This is a genomic window from Phenylobacterium sp. (genome assembly GCF_004297125.1).
GTDB lineage: Bacteria > Pseudomonadota > Alphaproteobacteria > Caulobacterales > Caulobacteraceae > Phenylobacterium.
Window position 1 is genome coordinate 1 of record NZ_SCVD01000023.1, and the last position, 14,390, is coordinate 14,390.

At 68.9% G+C, this 14,390-nt stretch carries 14 protein-coding genes; 7 read left to right on the plus strand and 7 right to left on the minus strand.

From position 1 onward, the window contains the following. The 4 genes from EPO51_RS15555 to pgsA all read left to right on the plus strand — a co-directional run. Window positions 1-463 (plus strand): hypothetical protein (locus tag EPO51_RS15555; protein ID WP_293352149.1); only part of this gene is annotated, 463 nt, incomplete at its 5' end. A gap of 214 nt (window positions 464-677) precedes the next feature. Then, window positions 678-2,318, plus strand: a complete 1,641-nt coding sequence (locus EPO51_RS15560; protein ID WP_293352151.1) for an amidohydrolase family protein — start codon at window positions 678-680, stop codon at window positions 2,316-2,318. A gap of 122 nt (window positions 2,319-2,440) precedes the next feature. Further along, entirely contained in the window at window positions 2,441-2,605 is a 165-nt protein-coding gene (locus tag EPO51_RS15565; protein ID WP_293352153.1) for a hypothetical protein, read from the plus strand. 91 nt (window positions 2,606-2,696) lie between these two features. Further along, the gene (gene pgsA / locus EPO51_RS15570) at window positions 2,697-3,332 is read left to right on the plus strand and encodes a CDP-diacylglycerol--glycerol-3-phosphate 3-phosphatidyltransferase (protein WP_293352155.1); all 636 of its coding nucleotides are present in this window, start codon (window positions 2,697-2,699) and stop codon (window positions 3,330-3,332) included. On the opposite strand, the gene EPO51_RS15575 is transcribed toward pgsA, so the two are convergent. Both EPO51_RS15575 and EPO51_RS15580 read right to left on the minus strand, forming a co-directional pair. After that, a complete protein-coding gene (locus tag EPO51_RS15575) occupies window positions 3,314-4,591 on the minus strand; it encodes a serine hydrolase domain-containing protein (RefSeq protein ID WP_293352157.1) in 1,278 nt (425 codons plus the stop codon). The two genes, pgsA and EPO51_RS15575, sit on opposite strands and share 19 nt — an antisense overlap. 61 nt (window positions 4,592-4,652) lie before the next feature. Then, window positions 4,653-6,023 carry an L-serine ammonia-lyase gene (locus EPO51_RS15580; RefSeq protein ID WP_293352159.1) on the minus strand — a complete coding sequence of 457 codons (1,371 nt, stop codon included), beginning with the start codon at window positions 6,021-6,023 and terminating at the stop codon, window positions 4,653-4,655. 103 nt (window positions 6,024-6,126) lie between these two features. Between EPO51_RS15580 and EPO51_RS15585 the strand changes: the two genes are divergently transcribed. Next, window positions 6,127-6,312 (plus strand): hypothetical protein, encoded by a 186-nt coding sequence (locus EPO51_RS15585; RefSeq protein ID WP_293352161.1) that lies wholly within the window; start codon window positions 6,127-6,129, stop codon window positions 6,310-6,312. 50 nt (window positions 6,313-6,362) lie between these two features. Then, complete coding sequence (locus EPO51_RS15590) at window positions 6,363-7,214, plus strand: CPBP family intramembrane glutamic endopeptidase (RefSeq protein ID WP_293352163.1); 852 nt, start codon at window positions 6,363-6,365, stop codon at window positions 7,212-7,214. Here EPO51_RS15590 and EPO51_RS15595 read toward each other — a convergent pair. Further along, on the minus strand, window positions 7,168-8,058 hold the full coding sequence (locus EPO51_RS15595) for a pirin family protein (RefSeq protein ID WP_293352165.1): 891 nt from the start codon (window positions 8,056-8,058) through the stop codon (window positions 7,168-7,170). The two genes, EPO51_RS15590 and EPO51_RS15595, sit on opposite strands and share 47 nt — an antisense overlap. 23 nt (window positions 8,059-8,081) lie before the next feature. Further along, window positions 8,082-8,579: an Lrp/AsnC family transcriptional regulator gene (locus EPO51_RS15600; RefSeq protein WP_293352167.1), complete on the minus strand. Its 498-nt coding sequence runs from the start codon at window positions 8,577-8,579 to the stop codon at window positions 8,082-8,084. 142 nt (window positions 8,580-8,721) lie between these two features. On the opposite strand from EPO51_RS15600, the gene EPO51_RS15605 reads away from it, so the two are divergent. Beyond that, window positions 8,722-12,162: an indolepyruvate ferredoxin oxidoreductase family protein gene (locus EPO51_RS15605; protein ID WP_293352169.1), complete on the plus strand. Its 3,441-nt coding sequence runs from the start codon at window positions 8,722-8,724 to the stop codon at window positions 12,160-12,162. Here EPO51_RS15605 and EPO51_RS15610 read toward each other — a convergent pair. From EPO51_RS15610 to EPO51_RS15620, 3 genes are all read right to left on the minus strand, one after another. Then, the gene (locus tag EPO51_RS15610) at window positions 12,159-13,106 is read right to left on the minus strand and encodes a YwqG family protein (protein WP_293352171.1); all 948 of its coding nucleotides are present in this window, start codon (window positions 13,104-13,106) and stop codon (window positions 12,159-12,161) included. The two genes, EPO51_RS15605 and EPO51_RS15610, sit on opposite strands and share 4 nt — an antisense overlap. A gap of 80 nt (window positions 13,107-13,186) precedes the next feature. Further along, the gene (locus EPO51_RS15615; protein ID WP_293352173.1) at window positions 13,187-13,675 is read right to left on the minus strand and encodes a YkgJ family cysteine cluster protein; all 489 of its coding nucleotides are present in this window, start codon (window positions 13,673-13,675) and stop codon (window positions 13,187-13,189) included. Next, window positions 13,672-14,343 (minus strand): spermidine synthase, encoded by a 672-nt coding sequence (locus EPO51_RS15620; protein WP_293352175.1) that lies wholly within the window; start codon window positions 14,341-14,343, stop codon window positions 13,672-13,674. The genes EPO51_RS15615 and EPO51_RS15620 overlap by 4 nt, the downstream gene beginning before the upstream one ends. Between the last annotated feature and the right edge of the window lie 47 nt (window positions 14,344-14,390).

Here is a 14,390-nt window from a genome sequence, read left to right on the forward strand (position 1 = left end):
CGCGCTGGTGAAGGCGTTCCACACCATCTCGCGCTCGGTGCGCCAGACCGTGGCGCTGGAGGCCAGGCTGGCGCGCCAGCAGGCGCTGGACGCCCGCGAGGCCGAGCGGGTCGCGGCGGCGACGCCGCCCCGCAAACCCAGCGGCGTTGAGCTGTCGCGCCGGATCGACACCGTGCGCGACGCGGTCACCCGGGTGATCTGGCACGAGACCGAGACGGACGACACCATCGCCTGGCTGGAAGAGATGATGGACGAGGCGATCGCCGAGGGCTGCCTGCGCGACGACTTCTGCGCCGAGCCGCTGGACGACCACATCGCCCGCCTCTGCCAGGAGATGGGCCTGTCCGAGGAAGCCGCCCAGAACTGGCGCGACCTGCCGGACCCGTTCGACCTGTCGGATGAGGCGCAGGTTCCGCCCCCCGACCCCGGGGCCCCGGAACCCCAGCCCCCAAGCTCCGCCTGACCAGGGACGTCGACGCGACGCCCCCGGCGCGTCAGCGCCCAAAGGATTCACCGCAGAATGCGCAGAAGGCGCAGAGGCGGCGTGCCTGCTGCGCGTTCCGCGTCATTCTGCGTTTTCTGCGGTTCCAATGACAGCGCCTGCGGCGCGCACAGCCGGACGGTTGCGGCTCGTCACGGCGCCGCTATCGTCGGCGCCGGTGCTCGAGGGGGATTCCATGCGGCGTTCGATCTGGCGGTTCTGCGGCGCGGGCCTCGCGGCCGCGACGATCGGCATGGGCGCGCCGAGCCTGGCCCAGACGGTCGCGCCGGCGCCCGTCGCGACCGCGACTAAGCCCGCCATGCACCCCGCGCCGGCCCGGCGCGCCAACGAGGGCTTCGGGCCCTACCGCAAGCTGGTGATCCGGGGCGTCACCCTGATCGACGGCACGGGCGCGCCGCCGCGCGGTCCCGTCGACATCGTCATCGAGAACGACAAGATCACCGACGTGCTGCAGGCCGGCTGGCCGGGCATGCCGCTGAAGGCCGACCGGGCGCCGCGCGACGCCGACCACGAGATCGACGCCACCGGCATGTACGCCCTGCCGGGCTTCGTCGACATGCACACCCATGGCGGCGACCCGGTGAAATCCCCCGACCTGGAATACGCCTACAAGCTGTGGCTGGCCCACGGCGTGACGACCGTGCGCGGCGTCAGCCTGGCGCCCCAGGAGCTGGCGAGCTCCGAGAAGGCCCGCAGCGCCCGGGGCGAGATCGTCGCGCCGCGCATCTTCAACTACCAGACGATGGGCCAGGGCTGGAGCGGCGGCCGCATCGACGGGCCGGCCAAGGCGCGGGCCTGGGTCCAGTGGGCGGCGAAGAACAACATCGACGGCATCAAGTTCTTCGGCTGGAACGACGAGACGCCCGAGGTGATGACCGCGGCCATCGACGAGGCCAGGAAGCTGGGCCTGGGCACGGTGGCCCACATCTCCCAGCCCGGGGTCGCGGGCCTGAACGCCCGGCAGTTCGGCGAGGCGGGCCTGGGCACGGTCACCCACTTCTACGGCCACTTCGAGTCCATGCTGAAGGACGGCCGGCTGCAGAAGTACCCGGCCGACTACAACTTCTACGACGAGGCCAAGCGCTTCGGCGAGGCCGCCGAGATCTGGGACGAGGTGGAGCCGGGCTCGGAGGCCTGGGTCGACTACCTGAAGGCGCAGGAGGCGGCCCACGTCGACTTCGACCCGACCATGACCATCTACGCCGCGTCGCGCGACCTGATGCGGGCCAGGAACGCCGACTGGCACGCCGTCTACACCCTGCCCACGCTGAACGACTACTTCGTCTCCACCCGCGACAATCACGGCAGCTATTTCTACGACTGGACCACCGGCAACGAGGTGGCGTGGCGCAACTTCTACGGCCGCTTCATGCGGCTGGTGAACGACTACAAGAACATGGGCGGCCGGGTGTCGACGGGCTCGGACAGCGGCTTCATCTGGAAGCTGTACGGCTTCGGCTACATCGAGGAGCTGGAGCTGCTGCAGGAGGCGGGCTTCACCCCGCTGGAGGTGATCCAGGCCGCCACCAGCAACGGCGCCCGCACCCTGGCCGATCCCAGGGGCCAGCCGCCCAGCTTCGGCATCGTGCGGCCGGGGATGAGCGCCGACCTGGTGATCACGCCCGAGAACCCGCTGGCCAACTTCAAGACCCTGTACGGCACGGGCCACCAGCGGCTGAACGCCGACAACAGGATCGAGACCGTCGGCGGCGTGAAGTGGACCGTCACCCGCGGGGTCGCCTACGACGCGCGGGCGTTGCTGGCGGACGTCAAGGCCATGGTCGACCGGCAGAAGGCCGAGCGCGCCGGGAAATAGGGGCGCTCTGCAAATCCGCCGAACTCACCCGCAAACACGCTGATTTCTCACAAGGCGCATGTCGCATATCCATCCTGTCGAACGTCCTTGGGGCGTAGATCGCTCTCGAGGAGACCAGGACAATGACCGCGACCACCCCCGACATCATCGACGGCGCCTTCCGCGTGGTGGCCACCACCGAACTGCCGCACCGGCGCTCCCCCAACCGCCAGCGCGCGGCCGTCCGGATCGTGCTGTGGAACGTCGCGTTCATGGCCGCCGTCGTCGCGCTGCCGATCCTGTTCTAAGCGGCGCGCGTTCGCCGAATCCCGGCGCCCTTCCGCAAGCGAAGCAGTTAAGGTTGGAACGAAGCTTAAGCCTTGGACGCTCGTTCCCCGTATGAAGTCCCTCCCGAACATCCTCACCGGATCGCGCCTCGTCATGGCGCTCTTCATGTTCGTGGCGTTCGCCGCCGCGGCGGGCGCCGTGCCCTACTTCTCCAACCGCCTCGAGCCGGACGCCCAGTTCGCCCTGCAGCGGTGGGCGGTCTACGCCTTCGTGGTGGCGGCGGTGACCGACTTCTTCGACGGCTGGCTGGCCCGCAAGCTCCACGCCGAGAGCGTCTGGGGCGCGATCCTGGACCCGATCGGCGACAAGGTGCTGGTCTGCGGCGCCATCCTGGGCCTGATGTCGCTCGGGCCCCAGCCGATGGTCGTGCTGCCCGCCGGCCTGATCCTCTTCCGCGAGTTCACGGTCAGCGCGCTGCGCGAGGTGGGCGCCGGCAAGGGCGTGAAGCTGCCGGTCACCCTGCTCGCCAAGTGGAAGACCACCCTGCAGCTCACGGCGCTGGCCATGGAGCTGATCGTGGCCGCCTGGGGGGCGTTCAGCCTCCCGGACGGCACCGCCTTCCGCGCGGGCTTCGAAGTCGCCGCTCACGGCCTGTTCTGGCTTGCCGCCCTGGTGACCCTGATCACCGGCGTCCAATACTGGGAGCAGACCCGAAAGGCCCTCGCCGATCAGCCCAGCGCCCCGTAGGCGTCCCTCCAGAAGTCCTTGTGGACCGGCGGCGGATCGGGGCTGTCGAACACCCGCTGCGTCAGCAGGATCGCCGACAGCCCCTTGGCCGGGTCGTTGAACCACGATGTCCCGAAGCCGCCGTCCCAGCCATAGGCGCCGGGCTGCACGCCGCTTGGGCTGGTCGCGACCTGGACGCCGAGGCCCAGGCCCCAGCCGCGGCCGGCGCCCAGGATCATCTCGCCGTCCTTCATCTGCTCAGGCGTCAGGCGATTGGCGGTCATCGCCTTCAGCGACGCGTCCGACAGCAGCCGCGTCCCGTCCGGAGCCAGGCCGGTGAACATGAACTTCGCGAACGCCCCATAGTCATCCGCGGTCGAGACGAGACCGCTGTCGCCCGCCGGGAAGCTGGGCGCCTTCAGGAACATGTCGTTGTAGGGCTCGAACGGGACCAGCCTGCCGTCCTGGTTCATATACCCGGTGATCAGCCGGTCCTTCTTCTCGGGTGGGCAGTGGAAGGCGGTGTCCTTCATGCCCAGCGGCCCCAGGATCCGCTCCTGGAAGAACGCCTCCAGCGGCCGGCCCGACGCGCGGGCGACCAGCACCCCCAGGAGGTTGGAGCCGGCGGTGTAGAGCCAGCGCTCACCCGGCTGGGCCTGCAGGGGCAGGGCGCCCATGGCCTTCATCCAGCTGTCCGGCGAGTAGGGCGCCGCGGGATTGGGCATGCCGAAGCCCGGGAGCTCGGCGCTCGCCTTTACGAACGGCGCCTCGGGGTTGAAGTCGATGCCCCAGCCCAGGCGGAAGCTCAGCACGTCCTCGAGGGTGATCGGCCGCGCGGCGGGTACGGTGTCGTCCAGGGGGCCATCCATCCGCCTCAGCACCCGGCGGTTGGCCAGCTCGGGCGCCAGCCGGTCGATCGGCTCGTCCAGCTTCAGCTTGCCGTCCTCGATCAGCATCATCGCCGCCACCGAGGTGATCGGCTTGGTCATTGAGGCCAGGCGGAAGATGGTGTCGCGGTGGACCGGCGGCTTGCTCTCCAGGGTCATGGCTCCCACCGGCCAGATGTGGGTCTGGCCCCCGCGGGCGACGAGCGCCACGAGGCCGGGCGGCTGGCCCTTGGCCACATTGGCCTTCAGGTCGGCCTCCAGCTTGGCGAGCCCGGTATCGCTGAATCCCACCTTGCGTGCCTCCGGTAGTTTGCGCCCGCACGCGGCGAGGCCCGCCACGGCGACCGTGCCCGCCAGGGCGTGGCGGCGGCTCATCCAGGCGAACTCGGACATGTCGGGCTCCTCGTGCTGCCACCCAAGGACGGACGAAGCTGCGCGGCCCCGACAAACCCTGTCAGCACTCCGCCAGATTCACCGCGAGGCCGCCCAGCGACGTCTCTTTGTAGATATGGCTCATGTCCTCGCCCGTGCGCTTCATGGTGGCGATGACCTTGTCCAGGCTGACCGAATGCTGGCCGTCGCCCAGCATGGCCAGTCGGGCGGCGTCGATGGCCTTCACCGCGCCCATGGCGTTGCGCTCGATGCAGGGGATCTGCACCAGACCGCCGATCGGGTCGCAGGTGAGGCCCAGGTTGTGCTCCATGGCGATCTCGGCGGCGTTCTCGATCTGGGCGTTGGAGGCGCCCAGCGCCGCGGCCAGCCCGGCCGCCGCCATCGAGCAGGCCACGCCCACCTCGCCCTGGCAGCCGACCTCCGCCCCCGAGATCGAGGCGTTGGTCTTGTAGAGCGCGCCGATCGCCGCCGCGGTCAGCAGGAAGGTGTGCCGTCCCGCCGGCGTGCCCTGGTGGAAACGGTCGTAATAGCGCAGCACCGCCGGCAGCAGGCCCGCCGCGCCATTGGTGGGCGCCGTCACGACCTTGCCGCCGGCGGCATTCTCCTCGTTTACGGCCAGAGCCCACAGGTTCACCCAGTCCAGCGCCGCCAGCGGATCGGCAAGCCGCTTGTCGGCGTCCTCGACCAGGCTGCGCCAGATGCCGTGCGCGCGACGGGTCACCTTCAGCGCGCCCGGCAGCACGCCCGGCGTGCGCATTCCGCGCTCGATGCAGGCGTACATGGCCCCGATGATCTCATCGAGCCCGGTGACGATCTCGTCCTCGGAGCGCAGGACCAGCTCGTTGGCGGTCATCAGCCCGGCGATGGAGAGGCCGGCCGCGTCAGCCTGGGCCAGCAGCTCCGCGCCGCTCTCGAAGGGATGGGGCGCCGGCAGAGCGCGCTCGGGCGCGGTGTTCTGGCCGAACTCGTCCTCGTCGCGCACGAAGCCGCCCCCGACCGAGAAGTAGATCCGGCTGCCCAGCGCCTGGCCGGCCGCGTCGAAGGCGGTGAACTTCATGGCGTTGGGATGCTGGGGCAGGCGGGTGCGGCCCTCCCACAGCAGGTCGCGCGCCTCGTCGAAGGCGATCTCTCGACGGCCCCCCAGCCTCAGGCGGTTGGCTTCGCGCACCTCGGCGATCACCGTGTCGGCGGCATCGGGGTCCAGGGTGCGGGGCTCGAATCCCGCCAGCCCCAGGATCACCGCCCGGTCCGTGGCGTGTCCGCGCCCGGTCAGGGCCAGCGACGCATAGAGCGTGGTCTCCACGCGGCCCACGCGTTCCACGTCCGTCCCCAGCCAGGCCAGGAACCGCCCCGCGGCTGTCATCGGCCCCATGGTGTGCGAACTGGAGGGGCCGACGCCCAGCTTGAAGAGGTCGAAGACGCTGACGTTCATCCTGGGGCTCTAGCCCGCGCGGCCAGCCGGCTCAACCGGGCCCGTCCGCCGTTTTTGATTCAGATCAAACGCCGGCTCGGCGAAATGGTGCGTTTCGCCACACATGCTGCATCAGTACCTGGTTATTCTGCGGGAGGCTGACGGGACGTCTGCGACCGTCCCGCTCGTCTGCTCGCCTATCGAGGTGATGGGCCGCGCCAGGGCCCTGCTGGATGCGAGCGGCGCCCAGACGGCCGAGGTGCTGCAGGGGGTCGACCACCTCTATACCCTCGCCGCCTCCGACATCTGACCCGCCGGCGCCCTCTTATGGTACGGTGAGGCGGATCGAGGGCGGGGCCCATGGCCGACACATCACACGTCCTTGCCGACCAACATTCCGGTGCGCCCGCCGACCGGACCGTCGGCTCGGTCATCGTGTTCTTCGTCCTCACCGTTCTGCTCACCACGCCGTTCTGGGTTCTCGGCGCCGTGCTCGAGGTGGAGATCCTTCCCGGCCTGCCGATCGCCGCGCTCGCCGTCGTCTGCCCGGCGACGGCGGCTTTCATCCTCACCTGGCGAGCCCACGGGCTCCCGGCCGGAGGAAGGTTCCTGGCGGGCGCCTTCGACGTCCGGCGGATCCGCCCGAAGGTCTGGTGGCTGGCGCTCGTGCTGCTCTCGCCCTGTGTGATGATCGCGATGTTTCTGGCGATGCGCCTCGGCGGCTCCTCCATTCCCGATCCCCAGTTCGCGCCGGCTTCGGCGGCGGCGCTCTTCGTGTTGTTCCTCGTCGCCGCGCTGGCGGAAGAACTGGGATGGTCCGGCTTCGCCATCGGCCCGCTGCAGGCGCGCTGGGGCGCACTTCCGGGCGCCCTCATCGTGGGGGTCGTGTGGGCGATCTGGCACTACCCGGCCCTTGCCCAGGCCCACCGCGCCGTGGCCTGGATCGGCTGGTGGACACTGGCGACGGTGGCCACGCGGGTGATCATCATCTGGCTGTTCAACAACACCGGGCGCAGCGTATTCGGCGTGGCCGTCTTCCACGCCATGACCAATCTCGGCTGGCAGCTCTACCCGGTCCACGGCTCGTGGTTCGACCCGCGCATCAATGCGTTGATCCTGGCCGCGGTGGCGCTGGCCGTCGTCCTGGTGTGGGGCCCCGCGACGCTCAGCTCATCGCGGGCGCGCTCGGGGGCGGCTCGGGCAGGGGGATGAACTCGTCGTGGTCGGCGTCGGGCAGTTTCATCCGGCCGGCGCGCCAGTCGGCCTTGGCCTGCTCGAGGCGCTCCTTTGACGAGGAGACGAAGTTCCATTCGATGAAGCGTGGTCCCACCGGCTCACCGCCCAGGAGCATGACGATGGCGTCGGTCACGGCCGTGAACAGCGCCGGCTGCCCGGGCTGGAACACGATCATCTGGCCGGGCTGGAACTCGCGGCCGTCCACTTCGACCACACCCTGCGCCACATAGGCCGCGCGTTCGGGATACTCGGCTGGGAGCTCGGCCTTGGCGCCGGCGTCAAGCCGCCAATGGACGTAGAACATCGGCGAGTGGGTCTTCACCTTCGCCTCGGCGCCGAACGCCTTGCCGGCGATCAGCCGCGCCCACATGCCCCCGCCCTCGTAGGTCGGCAGGTCGTCCGGGCCGTGGTTTGCGAAGCTGGGGTCGGTCTCCTCCAGCTCGGTGGGCAGGGCCACCCAGGCCTGGATGCCGTGCATCTTGCCGCCCTGGGCGCGCAGGGTCTCGAAGCGCTCTGAGTGGGTGATGCCCCTGCCGGCGGTCATCCAGTTCACCTCGCCTGGATTGATCTCCTGGATCGCGCCGACGCTGTCGCGGTGGGTGATGTGGCCGTCGAACAGGTAGGTCACCGTCGACAGGCCAATGTGCGGGTGGGGCCGAACGTCGACGTTGCGGCCGAAGCCGGCCTGGAACTCAACCGGCCCCATGTGGTCGAAGAACACGAACGGCCCGACCATCCGCCGCTTGGCGAAGGGCAACACTCGGCCGACCTCGAAGCCGCCGAGGTCCTTCCGGCGCTGGTCGATGACGAGTTCGATCATGGAAGGCCTCCTGTGGTGGAGACCTAGCTTTGCGCACTCACATAGGGGCTGACCAGACCCAGCGGCGCAGCGGTGGTGTTCTTGACGGAGCGGATGACGATCCGGCTCTCGATGTTCGAAACCAGGCCGAGGCTCAGGATCTTGTCGCGCAGGAAGTCGTCGAAGGCGTGCATGTCGCGCGTGACGATCCGCAGCTCATAGTCCGCCGAGCCGGTCACGGTGGCGCACTGCACCACCTCGGCCAGCTTGGTGATGGCGGTCTCGAAGGCGTCGAGGTTGTCCTTGGTCGGCAGTGAGAGCTTGACGGTGCAATAGACCTCGAAGCCCAGGCCCAGCTTGTCGCGGTCCAGGATGGTCACGCGGCGCTGGATCACGCCGGCGTCCTCCAGCCGCTTGATGCGCCGCCAGCAGGGGCTTGAGGACAATCCGACGCGGTCGGCGATCTCGGCGACGGACAGCCCGGCGTCGTGCTGGATCAGATCCAGGATCTTGGCATCGACGGCGTCGAGGACCTCAGACAACATTTCCTCCTGTAATTGGCACGAGAGCATATTGTTCTTGCCCCAGAACCACCGTGGCGGGGCATGCTTTTGGCAAGCAATTGCGGCGCACTTATATGATCGTGCAATCCGTTAGGGGAGGCCCGAAAGGAAAAAAATTGCGATGCGCCACCAGGAAGTGACGCTCGACGACAAATTTCTGCTCACGGATGGCCGGGTGTTCATCACCGGCGTCCAGACGCTGCTCCGTGTTCTGATCGATCAGCACCGGCTGGATCGCGCGGCCGGGCTCAACACGGCGGGATTCGTTTCGGGTTATCGCGGCTCGCCTCTGGGCGGCCTCGACCAGCAGGCCGCGCGAGCGGGGAAATACCTGAAGACCGCCGAGGTGGTGTTCAAGGAAGGCCTGAACGAGGACCTCGCCGCCACAGCCGTCTGGGGCAGCCAGCAGGCCAATCTGTTCCCGGGCGCCCGCTACGACGGCGTTTTCGGCATGTGGTACGGCAAGGCGCCCGGCGTCGACCGCACCGGCGACGTCTTCAAGCACGCGAACTTCGCCGGCGTCCACGCCAAGGGCGGCGTGCTGGCGGTGGCCGGCGACGACCACAACTGCAAGTCCTCCACCCTGCCGTCGCAGTCGGAATACGCCTTCCAGGACTTCGAGATGCCGGTGCTGTCGCCGGCCGACGTGCAGGAGGTGCTGGATTACGGCCTGCTGGGCTACGCCCTGTCGCGCTTCTCCGGCCTCTGGGTTGGCATGATCGCGCTGGCCGACACCATGGACTCCGGCGCGACCATCGACGTCTCGCTCGCGCGCCATAAGTTCACCACGCCCGAGAACTTCCGCCTGCCGGCGGGCGGACTCGGAATCCGCCTGAAGGACCAGCCGCTCGACAAGGAACGGCGCCTGCGGACCCAGAAGATCCCCGCCGCCCTGGCCTTCGCTCGCGCCAACCGCATCGACCGGATCATGCTGGGCGCCGCCCGGCCGCGCCTGGGCATCGTCTGCCAGGGCCAAGCCTACAAGGACGTGATCGAGGCCTTCGCCGCCATGGGCATTTCCCAGGCCGAGGCCGCGTCGCTGGGCGTCGCCATCTACAAGGTCGGCATGCCCTGGCCCTTGGAGCCAGTCGGGTTGCGCGGGTTCGCGGCCGGTCTCGAGACCATGATGGTCATCGAGCACAAGCGCCCGCTGATCGAGGTCCAGGCCCGCGCGGCGCTTTACGACCTGCCCGCGCACGCCCGGCCGACGATCATCGGCAAGACCGACGAGAAGGGCGCGCCGCTGCTCTCGGAGCTGACGTCGCTGTCGGTCGCCGAGATCGCGCTGGCCATCGCCGACCGCCTGCCCGCCGGCCCGCACATGGACCGGGTGTACGACTACCTGAACCGGGTCTCGGCCGCCTCGATGGCCGCGGTCACGCTCTCCAGCGACCAGCAGCGCAAGCCGTTCTTCTGCTCGGGCTGCCCGCACAACACCTCGACCCGACTGCCGGAAGGCTCCCGCGCCCTGGCCGGCATCGGCTGCCACTACATGGCCAGCTTCAACGACCCCTCCACCGACCTGAACAGCCACATGGGCGGCGAGGGCCTGAGCTGGGTGGGCGCCTCGCCCTTCACCGATGAGAAGCACGTCTTCGTCAACCTGGGGGACGGCACCTACAATCACTCCGGTTCGCTCGCGATCCGCGCCGCCGTCGCGGCCGGGGCGAACATGACCTACAAGCTGCTGTTCAACGACGCCGTCGCCATGACCGGCGGCCAGGCGGCCGAGAGCGGCTTCACCGTACCGCAGATCACCCGCCAGCTCGCCGCCGAGGGCGTGCCGAAGGTGGTGGTCGTGGCCGCCGAGCCCGAGCGCTACCAGACGGTCACCGACCTGGCCCCCGGGGTCGAGGTGCGCCCGCGCATCGAGCTGATGAAGGTCCAGCGCGAGCTGCGCGACACCCCCGGCGTGAGCGTCCTGATCTACGACCAGGTCTGCGCCACCGAGAAGCGCCGCCGGCGCAAGCGCGGCAAGATGGCCGCCGCGCCGATGCGGGTCATGATCAATCCGCTTGTTTGTGAGGGCTGCGGCGATTGCTCGGTGAAGTCCAACTGCGTCTCTGTCGAGCCGCTGAACACCGAGTTCGGCCGCAAGCGGAAGATCAACCAGTCCAGCTGCAACCAGGACTATTCGTGCCTGGACGGCTTCTGCCCGTCCTTCATCACCCTGGAGGGCGCCGAGAACGCGCACCACGAGGCCGGCCCGGCGCTGACCGCCGACTCCACGCCGCTGCCGACCTTCCAGGAACTGAAGGGCGTCCAGAACATCGTCTTCACCGGCGTCGGCGGCACGGGCGTGACGACCGTCGCCTCGATCCTGGCCATGGCCGCCCACGTCGATGGCCGCGCCGCCTCGGTGGTCGACATGACCGGCTTGGCCCAGAAGGGCGGGGCGGTGTTCAGCCACGTCCGCATCGGCGAGACCGAGACCACGACGATCGGCGGCCGCGTCCCCGCCGCCAGCGCCAACGTCCTGATCGCCTGCGACCTGCTGTCGGCCGCCGGCCCGGACGCCCTGGCGCTCTACGCCAAGGACCGCACCGTCGCGGTCGGCAACGCCGACTTCGCGCCCACCGCCGACTTCGTGACGGACCGCGATGTGCGTTTCGACGCCGACGAGCAGGGCAAGCGGATCGCGGCGGCCACCCAGACCTATGACGCCGCCCCGGCCAGCCACCTGGCGGAAACCAACCTGGGCGACGCCATCTACGCCAACATGATCATGCTGGGCTTCGCCTGGCAGAAGGGCGTGGTGCCGGTCTCCAGCCGCGCGCTCTACCGGTCCATCCGGCTGAACGGCGTGGAAGTCGAGGCCAACCTCCAGGCCTTCGAGCTCGGTCGTAAGGCGGCCTTTGACCCCACCGCCCGCGGCAAGCGCGAGGACGACGTCCCGACGCCCGAGACCATGCCGCTGGACGAGCTGATCGCCCACCGCGCGCGCGAGCTGACGGCCTACCAGAACAAGGCCTACGCCGACCACTACGTGGCCAGGGTGGAGCGCGTGCGCGCCGCCGAAGCGCCGCTGGGCTCGACTGCCCTGACCCGCGCCGTGGCGGTCAGTCTCTACAAGCTGATGGCCTACAAGGACGAGTACGAGGTCGCGCGCCTCTACTCCGACGGCCGCTTCGCCAAGTATCGCGCGGAGAGCTTCAAGGGCGGCAAGGCCAAGGTGTGGCTCAGCCCACCGATCCTCGCCCGCAAAGGGCCGGACGGGAAGCCGGTGAAAATGGCCTTCTCGCCCTGGATGCTGGACTTGGCGTTCCCGACGCTGGCCAAGCTGAAGGGCCTGCGCGGCTCGGCCCTCGACATCTTCGGCATGACCGCCGAGCGCAGGATGGAGCGCGGCCTGATCGCCGACTTCGAAGCCGACCTCGACCGCCTGCTGGCGGGCCTCAACAAGGACCGCCTCCACCTCGCCGCCCAGATCGCCGCCGTCCCGCAGAAGATCCGCGGCTATGGCCACGTGAAGGACGCGTCGGTGGGACCGGCGAAGGCTGAGGCGAAACGGCTGTGGGGCGAGTGGGAGAAGGTCGGGGCGAAGGAAGCGGTGGGAGTTTAGTAGGTCTGCGAAATCGTCACTGTCCGCGAGAAATCACCTGCTAGGGCGTCCTTCTCGCGGATGAAGACATAGAGCCGGCCGCCGTCGCCCCAGTTCATCTTCAGCGCCGGATCGGAATCGACTTGCAGCAACAGCCGCCACTGCTTCGAGGCGCGCTCGATGGGTGGGGTGATTTCTGTGCCCTCGTACTCTGGCGGCAAGCCGCGACGCATCAGTTCGCACGAGATGGCCATTTGCTCATCCTGGATCTCGGACGGATAGCCGCCAATGCGATGTTGGAGTTCGTCGCCGAATGGCGCGTCGGGCGCTTCGGCGAGTGCGTCGAGCTCTTCCTCACTGAGATCAAGCTCGGACAGGTCGATCCCCAACCAGTCCAGACTCGGGAGTGAGGTGTAGCTCACGAACGCGATGCGCCGCTCCGGGAAGGCGGCGGCTAAGCGTCTGTCTGCACGTCCGCCGATACGGGGTGGAGGCGCGACCGCCGGGCCAAACGGCTCATCGACGCTGATCACGCGAACCAAGTCGGCAAACCCGTACCGCATTTCATCGACAAATGCGTAGAGGCGCCCGGTGAACGGAAGCCATTCCGGTCCGCCGCAACTGCGGACCGCAGCGAGGTCGATCTGTGCCACGAAGGTCCGAGGCCGCCCGCCGTCGTCAGGCCACGCAAGGTTGGGGGGTAATTCCGGATTGCCGCCAACCTTCGAGAACGCGGGCTCTTTCGCTGGCGCCAGCACCAGAGTCGGCCGCGCCATGCGCATCATCTTGGCCTTGATTCGAGGCGCGTCCGATGAAAGCCGAGGGCCTGCGTTGCGCTGCTTGCGAAGATATACCCAGTGCTGCACGAGGGCGACGAGGACCACGACCGCGACCGTGGCGAGAAGATAGAGAAGGCCCGCGCCTAAGCTGATCGCTGCTGCGCGAACAAGTTCGAGATGTCCCATCCGCCAATCGACCGCCTAAAGCCACGCTTGCAGGACACCCCGCGAACGAAAGGTTCGTCAAGAACAAATATAGAACTTCGCTAGGCCTTCGATGCGCTCACCTCGATCGTGACACCCCCCGGCCCCTCCACCACCTTCAATCCCGACCGTGGATCGATCTCGCCCAGATCGATGTCCGCCTTGGGCGTGATCACCCACGTCCGCCGACCGGCCACCGCCAGCACCAGCTTGCCCTTGCCCCAGTGCTCCGTGGCGAAGGCCTTGAGCGCCGCGTACATCGGGTTCCTGCGCCAGGCCTGGGGGTTGGCCGCGTCGCAGCGGGCGATGAGCCAGAGGCCTTGCGGGTCCTGGTCCAGGACCACCTTGGTCTGGTCCGGGCGGAAGCGGTGGGGCATCTCTGGGTCCATCAGCCAGACGCATTCGAAGGTGCGGCAGCTGTGCGGGCGGGTCTCGTAGATCCCGCAGCCGGCGCCGGGCCTGGCATGGACGCACAGCTTGCCCATCGGCTTGGCCAGTTCCTCGACCGCCAGCACCCGGCAGCACTGGGTGCACGGGCCGCAGGACTTCACCGGACCACGCCCACCCAGATCACGTGCTTCGGGCCCTTGCCGGAGGGGCTGGCGCCGACCTTGTGCTCGGTGACGGTGAAGCCGGCATGAGCGAACCGGCGGGCGAACTTGTCGTCGTGGGCGGCCGACCAGATCGCCACGACGCCGCCGGGCTTGGTCGCGCGCTTCAGGTTGGTGAGGCCGTGCAGGGAATAGAGGCTGTCGTTGGCGTCGCGGTTCAGGCCGTCGGGGCCGTTGTCGACGTCCATCAGGATCAGGTCGTATGGCGGCTTGGCCTCGGCCAGCCGGTCGGCCACGTCGCCCTGGACGATCCTGGCGCGGGGGTCGGAGAGGCTGTCGCCGTAGAGCGGAGCGAGGTGACTGCCGGCCCAGGCGATCACCTCGGGCACCAGCTCGGCCACCACGATCCGGCCGTCCTTCGGCAGGTCGGCCAGGGCCGCGCGCAGGGTGAAGCCCATGCCCAGCCCGCCGATCAGGATGCGCGGCGCCCGGCGCTGGGCCGCCTTGGCCCAGGCCAGCTTGAACAGCGCCACCTCGGAGCCGTAGAGGCGGCTGTTCATCAGCTCGATATTGCCGGACATGATCGAATAGTCCTGGCCGCGCTGCATGAGCTTCAGCTCGCCGCCGCCGGGGATCTGGGCCGTGTCCAGGTGGATCCAGGGATTCATCGTCGCTCCGTGATGGACCTCTCCATACAGCCCTTCGCTGTCGCCAC

Bases quoted from the DNA above. Each gene is read 5' to 3' on its own strand.
- EPO51_RS15595 (WP_293352165.1), bottom strand. From the start codon at position 8,058: ATGATCGAACTCGTCATCGACCAGCGCCGGAAGGACCTCGGCGGCTTC.
- EPO51_RS15610 (WP_293352171.1), bottom strand. From the start codon at position 13,106: ATGGGACATCTCGAACTTGTTCGCGCAGCAGCGATCAGCTTAGGCGCG.
- EPO51_RS15585 (WP_293352161.1), top strand. From the start codon at position 6,127: ATGCTGCATCAGTACCTGGTTATTCTGCGGGAGGCTGACGGGACGTCT.
- EPO51_RS15580 (WP_293352159.1), bottom strand. From the start codon at position 6,023: ATGAACGTCAGCGTCTTCGACCTCTTCAAGCTGGGCGTCGGCCCCTCC.
- EPO51_RS15575 (WP_293352157.1), bottom strand. From the start codon at position 4,591: ATGTCCGAGTTCGCCTGGATGAGCCGCCGCCACGCCCTGGCGGGCACG.
- pgsA (WP_293352155.1), top strand. From the start codon at position 2,697: ATGAAGTCCCTCCCGAACATCCTCACCGGATCGCGCCTCGTCATGGCG.
- EPO51_RS15565 (WP_293352153.1), top strand. From the start codon at position 2,441: ATGACCGCGACCACCCCCGACATCATCGACGGCGCCTTCCGCGTGGTG.
- EPO51_RS15605 (WP_293352169.1), top strand. From the start codon at position 8,722: ATGCGCCACCAGGAAGTGACGCTCGACGACAAATTTCTGCTCACGGAT.
- EPO51_RS15590 (WP_293352163.1), top strand. From the start codon at position 6,363: ATGGCCGACACATCACACGTCCTTGCCGACCAACATTCCGGTGCGCCC.
- EPO51_RS15560 (WP_293352151.1), top strand. From the start codon at position 678: ATGCGGCGTTCGATCTGGCGGTTCTGCGGCGCGGGCCTCGCGGCCGCG.
- EPO51_RS15620 (WP_293352175.1), bottom strand. From the start codon at position 14,343: ATGAATCCCTGGATCCACCTGGACACGGCCCAGATCCCCGGCGGCGGC.